The sequence below is a fragment of the Nostoc sp. DedSLP03 genome, assembly GCF_034530815.1.
In the GTDB taxonomy this organism is placed as follows: Bacteria; Cyanobacteriota; Cyanobacteriia; order Cyanobacteriales; family Nostocaceae; genus Nostoc.
The window spans coordinates 1-9725 of the sequence record NZ_JAVRCK010000161.1; the positions used below are offsets into that span (position 1 = coordinate 1).

Sequence of the window (9725 nt, forward strand, 5' to 3'; positions counted from 1 at the left end):
TTCAAACATTGTAGAACTTCTGCCTCCTGCCTCCTCTTTCCCAATGCCCCATGCCAATGCCCAATGCCCAATGCCCAATCTCCTTTAAATAACTGATACATGTTGATGTGAACCATCCATAGACGATATCAACATTTGTTCAAAGACTTTGGAAAGAGCAGTTTGAAAACGCTGACGATGCTTGATTTTGAAAAAAGGTCGAACTATTTCTGCGTAGGCGTAGTCTGCCGTAGTCATCGCACTGTTGCCTTCTCTATTATCAATAACTCGAATTGCCCGCAAAGTTCCTAGCTGGATTTCTTTTTTTACCATCAACTCAGAAATTCCAGTTGCGCCTACGCCATTTTCAATTGCGGCTTTTGCCATCTCACCACTGGTGAACACTAAAATTACATTCAGTTCGCTGAGGTTGATCCCCCAATTTTGCAACGCTTCTTCAAACCTTTGTTGGGTTCCAGATTCTGGCACTCGCATCACCCAGGGAGTTTGAGTTAGTTGGCTTAAATCAATTTCTCCCCACTCAAACCAAGGATGTTTTTGACCAACTACAATTTGTAAGCGATCGCTTCCCACTATTTCGTACTCTAGAGTATTCTGAAGTGCTGGCTTCACATCTCCTTCCACCAAACCTAAATCAAACTGTCCCATCGCTGTACCGACACAAATCGTTTCTGCATTGGCAAGGGTACAGTCAATCTGGATACCAGGATATTGGCTCTTAAACTCACTAATCTTACTTGGTAGCCAGTAGTTACCAATTGTTAGACTCGACCCTAATTTCAATTCACCCCGTTGCAGATTGTTCAATTCTCGCAACCCCCTTTCTGTCAAGGAAACTTGATCGAGAATTTTTTGCGCTTCCACTTGTAGTAATTTACCCGCTTCAGCAATTTCGATATGGCGACCAATCCGATGGAATAGTTTCACTCCGTATTCTTGCTCTAAGTTGTGGATCGCTGCACTGACAGCAGGTTGTGTAATATAAAGCTCCTCTGCTGCGCGAGTGAAGTGTAAGTTCTGCGCTACAGCCAGAAATATTTTTAGCTGCTCAAGCGTCATTCCTGCCATTGATCGTATTCCTAAGACTTGGTGTCAAAATTTTAATCACTTTCATTTATCATTTTGACAAATAAAAGCATTTGATTCTATCGGTTAGTTTGACTAAAGTATAAATCAAAGCTTTTTACTTAGTCATTTGTCATTTGTCATTGGTCATTTGTCATTTGTCCTTTGTAAGTGACCAATGCCCCATGCCTAATTACCAAGCACGAACATAAGGACATCCATAAATGAACGATTTAGTAACTGCAATTACCACAGGGATTACCGCATTCACTGCCACCAATATTGATGATATTGTCATTCTGACGTTGTTTTTTTCACAAATAAGTAAAACGTTTCGCAGTCGTCACATTTTTGCTGGTCAGTATCTCGGTTTTGCAGCATTGATCGTTGCTAGCCTTCCCGGTTTCTTGGGTGGACTAATCATACCGCAGGACTGGATTAGACTACTTGGGTTAATGCCAATAATCATTGGTGTGAGCAGTTTACTAAAACGCGAAGAGGATTCATCTGAGGAAGCTGAAGAAGAAACCGAGCCGTCTTGTCCCTCTATAGTTAAGAGTTTTGTTTCTCCACAAACTTGCAATGTTGCCGCCATCGCCTTTGCTAATGGCAGTGATAATATCAGCGTCTATGTGCCCTTGTTTGCCAACTCAGAATTAGATAGTCTGCTGGTGATTATAAGTGTATTCTTTACTTTAGTGGGTGTATGGTGTTATACCGCTTATAAGTTAACCTACTTGCCTGCGATCGCCAACTTTTTAACTGAAAATGGCAATACTTTTGTCCCTTGTATCTTGATTGGTTTGGGCGTGTTTATTGTCACGGAAAATGTTACTTGGACTCTTTTATCTGTAGTTTCTAGTTATATATTTTCATTAATTTTAGGTTTCAATACTCAGTCGTCAAGTGAAGAACAAGAAAAATTAAGTGTCTAAGAAAGAGGTGGATCATCAATTTTCTGAGCAAAACGAATTATAAACGGCAAAATATCTTATCCATCAACAGGAATCAAAACATGAAAATCTGGAAATCTCTGCTAATTGTCTTAATGATTGTTGCTAATCTAGCCTTTGCTCAACCTTCTTTTGCTGATAGACCAAAATTTAGCAAAAACCCTGATTACATCGAAGTCACTAAAGCTCTTAAACAACTCTCGCAGACAAAAGATGCCCAAACTCAAGTTGAAGGTCTGACACCAGAAGAAATTCAAAAGAGAACCGAGGAATTAACACTGCAAAAATATGCTTTAGAGACGGGAATCAATTGGGGTCAATGCAACAACCAAACAGGTAATACCATAGCGATATACGGTAAAAGACCAAATGAAGAAGATGATGAAGATGCCGTATACGAGAATGGTCTATATTTTCTAGCTGATGGTCAGTCCACTAAAAATAATTGGGATTGTGATGGCATCTATCTACCGAATGATGTCCAAGTAGCAAATTTCACTTCTAGTCCTAATGGGCAAGGTGAAGAATTGACAGGAGCGGCGGCTCTGAAGATCCTTGATGGAACTCAGCTAGTAATTAAGAGGAATCCAGCTACTGCTGCGATTGAATTGAATGTCCCGACTGTAAAAGTTGTTAACAGCAAAAAGGCTAACTGGTTTATCCCAGATATATCGCAGGATCTCATAAATACACGAGTTCCTAATGCGCCTAGCAATCAGTCTTGAAATAGAACTGCATAGTTTATTTTTGAATGATTGTTCTGAATTTTAATAGGGTGACAGCCAAAATCAGAGAAGAACAGGACAAAAACTGGTGAAACATCTCTTTGATCTTGGCTCTTTTTTTTTGAATTTATCGAACAGTATTCAGGAGTCAAGAGTCAGTTGGGTATTTTGTACGATTGGCGGATGAATAATCGGCGTTTTTGCATTTTCACAAAATCCTAGATTTGGTGGTGCAACAATTAAGTCGCAGGTTTGAATCTCCGACTGATAGCGAGCGTCTTGATTCTGACTCCTGAATTCTGACTTCTGAATTCTTCTTCAATTATCTATCCTCAATTTTAGGCTTGTTTTATTTCGATATCTGCATTAAAATAAATTTTGGAAAAAATGCACAATCACAACAAGCATATTTCAGTAGCGCAACTATTGTGTTGGGTGCAAGTCATCTGGAAAGAGATTTCCTACTACCTTCGCATTTTTTTGATAAGAGCCGCTTTGGGGATAAGGGTGTTATTGATGCAGTTAAAATTGAAACCTACAGAAGAAGAAAAAGATAAAAAAAAGCCAGGACGACTGAATCCGTCGAGAATCCGAGATCACTTGGCAAATGAGCGTACCTACCTCGCTTGGATGCGGACAGGGATTGCTCTTTTAGGTTTTGGTGTCGTTATCGTGCGTTTGCGTGCCTTCCAAGTACCTTTAGTACCCCGTCCTGGCAATGGCTGGAAGTTAGGTTTAGTCTTCTCGCTAGTGGGTTTAATCACGGTGTGGCTGTCAACAGTACACTATTTTGCTGTCCGTCGTGATATCGAAGAAGATACTTATGAACCAACAGACCGATGGGTGCTGCTGTTCAGTCTCGCTGTGATGATTCTCGGAACTGGAGTAATCTATTTTGTTTTTACAACTTCTTTAGATCCAATGAGTCCACTTATCCCTGAATAATACAGCAGAATTCAGAATTTAGAATTCAGGAGGAAAACACACTTTATAGCTTGGTAACAGACGCGAGCTTGTGTACCTCACCAATTTGAAATCTGCTGTAAGATTTTTAAAATCGGATCTTATACAACTCGAATAATTCTCCTGATTTGTGCGTTACGACTTTAGCACCAGCAGTCTTAATCATTTTTTCCCACTTAGTCAAAGGCTCTAAAAACACTTCAGCCCCTAAATAGGTTTCCAGAACCGCCCAATCTTCTGCTAGAGGCTGTTCTGGATTGAGAACGTCAAACACAAAATGTCCACCTGGTTTTAACACCCGCTTCACTTCTGCTAGTACAGCATCCCAATATTCGAGGGGAAAATAGCAGCTAAATCCGGTGGCGATCGCTAAATCAAATTGCTCTGATGGATAATTTAACTGATGAGCTGCTCCCAACTCAACTCCTTTGAAGAGTTTAGAATTCAACTGTGGCCCGCGAGAATTCAGGGTATCGCGTGCCACATTACTGATTTCTTGCCCATGAAAAAACGCTTGCCAATCCCGCCAAGGATAGATTAAAAAGCTGATACCACAGCCAATATCTATACAGTGTTGATTTTTTTGAGGTTTAGCAATTTCCCAGAAAGGGGAAGCAATTCTTCCTGAGAAACTCCCAGCAATCCACTCGCTAAATATTGGCATTGCTTGTACTTCTGCTGGGAGTTCAAAGGTTTCACGTTGATATTCTCGGTTAAAGCGATAGGCTATTTGGGCTAATCTTTCGTCCCAGTTGGTTGATTTGGGTGAACTAAAGAGATTTTGAAACTGAGAATCGGACTTTTTAGACATTTAGGTTTTTGCTACTCTTTCTTAGGATTGTAGTCAAATTCGCCAAGCGATCGCTTACGGCGGGTGGGTGCGCCATCGTACCCTCATCCAATCTTCTGCTAGAGTTTGTCCGAAGTCATAGGTACTAACGATCAATGACTTCGGACAAATGACCAATGACTAATGACCAATGACTAATGACTAATGACTAATGACTACTATTCAACTTTTTCATACCAGATACCTACTTTCTCAAAAGCACCATAAGCAAGCTTCAGAAAATTCACTATTCTCTGTTTCCCAATTATCCCAAATTCTTTATATTCTCTAGCCTCTGCAAAAGTCAGGCGATTTTGGTCAATTATGTTTCTTTCTCTGTATGCTAACTTCGGAAAATCTATAACTTTTATCTGATATTTATTTACTAGGTTCTGATAGTTGGAGTCTGACTCTAGATGCTCCCAATCATCACACAGCCCTAAATTCCTCACCAGAATATGAGGAATTTTCTCACCGTAAGTATTCACTGACTGAGCAAACAGGTTGATGCTGTCGTATCCTCCTGTTGATACAAACCATTTGCAAAACAGAACTCCCTGCGAACTTCCTAATTCAAGTAATTGATTAGATTCAATCCACCCTTGTACTGCTCTATGCGATTGTGCGGCTAAATTCACAATTACTGGCTTCTCTATCGCCCACTCAAATATTCTATCTGCCTTATTTGCCTGTCGTTCATTCTCACTAAACACAGCATATTTACATATTTCCTTATATACCCCTGCAACATCTGGATTCGATCTATCTGTCTCCACTGGTACAAATGGGATTCTCTTATCCAGACAATACTGAATCATTGTCCTAGCAAAGAGAGACTTTCCTACCCCACCTTTTTCACCATCTACAAAATGAATCGTCGGCATTACAGCCACCTCTAATAGTTATTAAAATCTGATATATCTTTCCCAAACTAAGAATTTTTTGGCCATTGCCCCCAAGTATTTTGCTGGTTTTATGAGAAAGTATAACCGTGATTGGGATATATTCCAACAGTCTCATTTTACACAGGCGAAGTTCGCACTTCGGCAGGCTCAGTGACCATCTGCGCGGACTAAGACAAAACAAGGGGCTTAAGCCTCTTGTTGTAAGTTGATTGAGAACTAAAAACCGAAAATTTAGGTTTTCAGACATTCTTTTCGACAAGAATTAGGAATTTTTAGAAGAAATTGCCTTGGGATGTTGTTTAAAATAAGCCTGGAGTTACTTGCAGATTAACACTATGGCAGAAATTCAGTTGGCGATCGCGGGTGAAGATGCAATCGCAGCAACAGAGGCACTTTTGGCAATTCCTGGTATATCTGGTAACTATGCAGTGAGTTCAGATGCACCGGAAAGAGAAGGAGTAACAGCAACAGTTGCTACCATCGTTGGTATTGTTGGGGGTGCGATCGCTATTGCTGAACAAATCCGCAAGTGGTATCAAGAGTATAAAACCAAACAGTCTGGTAAAAGAATTGAAAAGGTGTTGATTGTCGGGCGCAATGGTAGGCGACTTCTTTTAGAGGATGCAACCCTAGAAGAGATTCGCCAAATTTTAGAATCCTAGAGACGGAATTGGGGGTGGTAGACTTGGGGTAAATACTGAAGTCTCAAGATTGAGAACGTGCAAACTCTCCACCTCGACCTCAAGCCAGTTGATGAGAATTACGTAGAGCTACGTTACTTTATTGATAATCCAAACCAGTATGAAAAGCGATCGCTTCCTCTATCAGAAATCACCGATTTGATTCAGTTGGCAGAGCGAGATTATTACGTTTCGTTTTTACCAGAGGATTATACGGTAACTGGACGGCGGTTGTATAACTGGTTGGATGGGAGCGATCGCTGGCTGCAACCCTTACTAGATAAGTATCGGCGTGAGGGTATTGTGTTGGCGATCGCCACATCAGAAAAGCTCGCCCATCTGCCTTGGGAAGTGCTGCACGATGGCGTTAGCTTTTTGGTTGAGCGAGTCCCGGCGATTGTTCCTATGCGTTGGGTGTCCAATAGCGCGGTAAAAAAATTAACTATTGACGGGGAACCTGAAAACCGGGCGCTGCAAGTTTTGTTTATGGCAACTTCGCCCTTGGATGTCAAACCTGTGCTGGATTTTGAGGGAGAGGAAGCACGGATTTTGGAGGCGACAAAGCGGCAACCTTTAGCGCTGACAGTGGAAGAAAGCGGCTGTTTGTCGGAGTTGGGTTATTTAGTCGATGGTTACGACAGAGATTATTTTGATGTTTTACACCTGACGGGTCATGCTACTTTACAAGATAGGCAACCCCGCTTTATTACAGAAACAGCAACAGGTGAAGCTAACTATGCCAGTGCTGGAGATATCGCCCAAGAATTACAATTTCGACTGCCTAAACTCATCTTCCTGTCTGGTTGTCGCACTGGACAAGCTGGCAATTCGGGATCTGTGCCGTCAATGGCTGAAGAATTGCTCAAATCCGGTGCAAAAGCGGTTTTGGGTTGGGGTCAAAAGGTTTTAGATTCTGATGCAACAGCCGCAGCTGCCGCGTTATATCAGGAATTATCAGCCGGAAAGCAAATCATCGAAGCTGTTGCTTGTACTTATCAAACATTAATTAAGAACAAAGCGCGGGATTGGCATTTATTGCGGCTGTATGCAGCAGGTAATTTACCAAGTTCATTAGTTACACCTTTGCGGACTCGCGGACGGAAACCAGCACCACCGCTTTCTGTTTCTACCCAGTTTTTAGATGCTGCGGGTAAGGTGAAAGTCCCGACACGGGAGAGTTTTGTTGGTCGTCGTCGGCAATTGCAAAGTTGTTTACGGGTGCTGAGTCAACCAAGCGATGAAGTTGGGGTGTTGATTCATGGAATGGGCGGTTTGGGTAAAAGTAGTTTAGCAGCTAGGCTTTGTGACAGACTGCCCAATTTTGAGCGTGTTGTCTGGGTGGGGCAAATCGATGAAGCTAGTTTAGTGAGTCGGTTAACAGAAAAGTTGGATGACAACGAACAGCGCAAAAGCCTACAAAATTACGATGAAGAATTGAAATATCGGTTGCGGCGAGTTTTTCAGCAGTTGTATGAAGAAGCGAAGCCGTTTTTGTTGGTGCTGGATGACTTTGAAGTGAATTTAGAGACCTCTCCCCCAACCCCTCCCCGAGGCGGAGAGGGGAGTCAAGTTCCCCCATTCCCTGGTAGGGAAGGGGGGTTAGGGGGGTTAGGTCGTCTGCAACCGGAAGCAGCCGAGGTGTTGACGGCTTTAGTTTGGGCAATTAAAGAAAATTTCACTTCTCACCGCATCATTATTACTTGCCGTTACGATTTTGAATTTACTCAGTTGCAGTATTTCCACAAGCAGCCGTTGGATGCACTGCAAGGCGCAGATTTACAAAAAAAGTTTAATCGCCTCACTGCCTTTAGTGCTAAATCTCAGGTGGATGAGGCGTTAAAATCGCAGGCGCAGAAGTTGGCTGATGGTAATCCCCGCTTGCTGGAATGGTTGGATAAATTGTTAGCACCCCACCCCCTAACCCCCTCCCCACAGGCGAGAAAGGGGAATGATGAAAGTGTTGATGTGGCGGCAATTTTGAATCGGTTAGCAGCAGATCCGGTGGAGTTGCGAGAGCAAGTTTTAGCAGAGGCGTTGCTGGAACAGATGGATACAACCATGCAGGAGATGTTGTCACGGGGTTTGGTGTTTGAGTTACCAGTACCGAGGGAAGCTTTAGCCGCAGTTTGTGAGAATATCCCCAATTTGGAAGATTATATTAGTCGGGCGGTAGCTTTAGGACTGTTGGAAGTGAGCCATGATCAAGCGTTACGAGTGCCGCGCATTTTGCCTGTGCAGATACGGTCAAATGAGGAAGCTTTGCATAAGCAAGCGGCTGAGGTGTTGTATCGCCTTTGGCGGGAGGAGGCGAAAATCACAACCGAGGAACAAGGTTTAGAAATTCATCGGCTGGCGTTGCGAGGGAAGGTAGACAAAATTGCTGTAGAAATCGCAGAGAACCTGGCAAGGCGTTGGAAAAGTCAAAGCCGATTTCGGGAAGTTGTTCAATTGTGCAACTCTACTCTAGAAATTGCTGAACATCACTTGGTATTACATTAATTAGCTCGCTCTGAACAAGAACTAGGTGATGTAAGTAAAGCCCAAGAGCATTATCAACAAGCCCTAAATATTTGTCCAGCAGAAGACGAAGAAGATAAAGCTAGAATTATTCACAATTTGGGATATCTCAAAGCTAATGGGGGAGAAATAGAAGAAGCGATCGCCCTTTATAAAAAATCGCTTGACATCACAAAACAAGCCGATGATAAGGCAGTGACGTTGCACGAACTGGGGAGACTAAAACTAAATACAGGAAAAATCAACGAAGCACTCGCCTTTTTTGAACAATCTCTTGCCATCACAGAACAAATCGGCGATGTTGAAACCAAAGCAGCAACGTTGCACTGTTTGGGAAGTCTTAAAGCTGATAGGGGAGAAATAGAAGAAGCGATCGCCCTTTATAAAAAATCGCTTGACATCACAGAACAAATCGGGAATGTTCAAGGCCAAGCAGCAACGTTGCACCAACTGGGGATTCTTAAAGCTGATAGGGCAGAAATTAAGGAAGCGATCACTCTTTATAAACAATCGCTTGCTCTCAAAGAACAAATCGGCGATATTGGAGGTCAGGCAGTGACGTTGCAACAACTGGGGATACTAAAGGCCAAAAGCGGAGAAATCAAGGAAGCAATCGCCCTTTATAAACAATCCCTTGCCATCACAGAACAAATCGGCGATGTTCAAGGTCAAGCTATGACTTTATGGTGTTTAGGACACATAGCAGAACAACAGGGCGATTACAATCAAGCACTAGATTATTTGCAGCCAGCCTTGGAGATATTACAGCGTATCCAATCTCCTGATGCTGAGGCAGTTAGGCAAATGCTAGTGAGAGTACAAGATTTAATTCGTAATTCGTAATGGGCTACGCCCCACTAGGCTAACGTAATTCGTAATTGAGAAAGTCAGAATTGAATTTGGCTTTGCAGGTTAGCAGCGATCGCCTATCTTTCAAAATTTGTATGAGCGATCGCCTATTTTGCGTTAAGTTGATTTATACACGAGTCTTTAAACTCCATTAATGAGCCTTTGATACTCATTAAAGAGGCTCTGAACTCCATTAATGAGCCTTTGAGCTTCATTAAAGAGGTTCTGAACTCCATTAA

9 protein-coding genes and 1 pseudogene are annotated in these 9725 nt (G+C 42.3%); 7 read left to right on the forward strand and 3 right to left on the reverse strand.

Translation table 11 applies throughout. From position 1 onward, the window contains the following. Positions 1-84 precede the first annotated feature (84 nt). Entirely contained in the window at positions 85-1068 is a 984-nt protein-coding gene (locus RM368_RS37035) for a LysR substrate-binding domain-containing protein (protein WP_322698676.1), read from the reverse strand. A 221-nt stretch (positions 1069-1289) separates the two neighbouring features. Here RM368_RS37035 and RM368_RS37040 point away from each other — a divergent pair, with 221 nt between their 5' ends. The 3 genes from RM368_RS37040 (at position 1290) to RM368_RS37050 (ending at position 3688) form a co-directional block, all read left to right on the forward strand. Continuing rightward, positions 1290-2000 (forward strand): cadmium resistance transporter, encoded by a 711-nt coding sequence (locus RM368_RS37040; RefSeq protein WP_322698677.1) that lies wholly within the window; start codon positions 1290-1292, stop codon positions 1998-2000. 80 nt (positions 2001-2080) lie between these two features. Then, a complete protein-coding gene (locus RM368_RS37045) occupies positions 2081-2743 on the forward strand; it encodes a hypothetical protein (protein WP_322698678.1) in 663 nt (220 codons plus the stop codon). 516 nt (positions 2744-3259) lie between these two features. Further along, positions 3260-3688, forward strand: coding sequence for a DUF202 domain-containing protein (locus RM368_RS37050; RefSeq protein WP_322698679.1), 429 nt, complete (start codon positions 3260-3262; stop codon positions 3686-3688). Positions 3689-3794: 106 nt separating this feature from the next. On the opposite strand, the gene RM368_RS37055 is transcribed toward RM368_RS37050, so the two are convergent. Both RM368_RS37055 and RM368_RS37060 read right to left on the reverse strand, forming a co-directional pair. Beyond that, on the reverse strand, positions 3795-4517 hold the full coding sequence (locus RM368_RS37055; RefSeq protein WP_322698680.1) for a class I SAM-dependent methyltransferase: 723 nt from the start codon (positions 4515-4517) through the stop codon (positions 3795-3797). A 197-nt stretch (positions 4518-4714) separates the two neighbouring features. Further along, complete coding sequence (locus tag RM368_RS37060; RefSeq protein ID WP_322698681.1) at positions 4715-5419, reverse strand: mobilization protein; 705 nt, start codon at positions 5417-5419, stop codon at positions 4715-4717. A 356-nt stretch (positions 5420-5775) separates the two neighbouring features. Here RM368_RS37060 and RM368_RS37065 point away from each other — a divergent pair, with 356 nt between their 5' ends. The 4 genes and pseudogenes from RM368_RS37065 to RM368_RS37080 all read left to right on the forward strand — a co-directional run bounded on the left by RM368_RS37065 (position 5776) and on the right by RM368_RS37080 (position 9480). Then, positions 5776-6102 (forward strand): hypothetical protein, encoded by a 327-nt coding sequence (locus RM368_RS37065; RefSeq protein ID WP_322698682.1) that lies wholly within the window; start codon positions 5776-5778, stop codon positions 6100-6102. A 57-nt stretch (positions 6103-6159) separates the two neighbouring features. Beyond that, on the forward strand, positions 6160-8619 hold the full coding sequence (locus RM368_RS37070; protein WP_322698683.1) for a CHAT domain-containing protein: 2460 nt from the start codon (positions 6160-6162) through the stop codon (positions 8617-8619). 60 nt (positions 8620-8679) lie between these two features. Further along, positions 8680-9123 (forward strand): annotated as a pseudogene (locus RM368_RS38970) (tetratricopeptide repeat protein); the annotation flags it as partial. A 6-nt stretch (positions 9124-9129) separates the two neighbouring features. Further along, on the forward strand, positions 9130-9480 hold the full coding sequence (locus RM368_RS37080; RefSeq protein WP_416212293.1) for a tetratricopeptide repeat protein: 351 nt from the start codon (positions 9130-9132) through the stop codon (positions 9478-9480). The last annotated feature ends 245 nt before the right edge of the window (positions 9481-9725 follow it).

Excerpts from the sequence above, each read along its gene's own strand:
- RM368_RS37055 (WP_322698680.1), bottom strand. The coding sequence starts at position 4,517 with ATGTCTAAAAAGTCCGATTCTCAGTTTCAAAATCTCTTTAGTTCACCC.
- RM368_RS37045 (WP_322698678.1), top strand. The coding sequence starts at position 2,081 with ATGAAAATCTGGAAATCTCTGCTAATTGTCTTAATGATTGTTGCTAAT.
- RM368_RS37040 (WP_322698677.1), top strand. The coding sequence starts at position 1,290 with ATGAACGATTTAGTAACTGCAATTACCACAGGGATTACCGCATTCACT.
- RM368_RS37060 (WP_322698681.1), bottom strand. The coding sequence starts at position 5,419 with ATGCCGACGATTCATTTTGTAGATGGTGAAAAAGGTGGGGTAGGAAAG.
- RM368_RS37035 (WP_322698676.1), bottom strand. The coding sequence starts at position 1,068 with ATGGCAGGAATGACGCTTGAGCAGCTAAAAATATTTCTGGCTGTAGCG.
- RM368_RS37050 (WP_322698679.1), top strand. The coding sequence starts at position 3,260 with ATGCAGTTAAAATTGAAACCTACAGAAGAAGAAAAAGATAAAAAAAAG.
- RM368_RS37065 (WP_322698682.1), top strand. The coding sequence starts at position 5,776 with ATGGCAGAAATTCAGTTGGCGATCGCGGGTGAAGATGCAATCGCAGCA.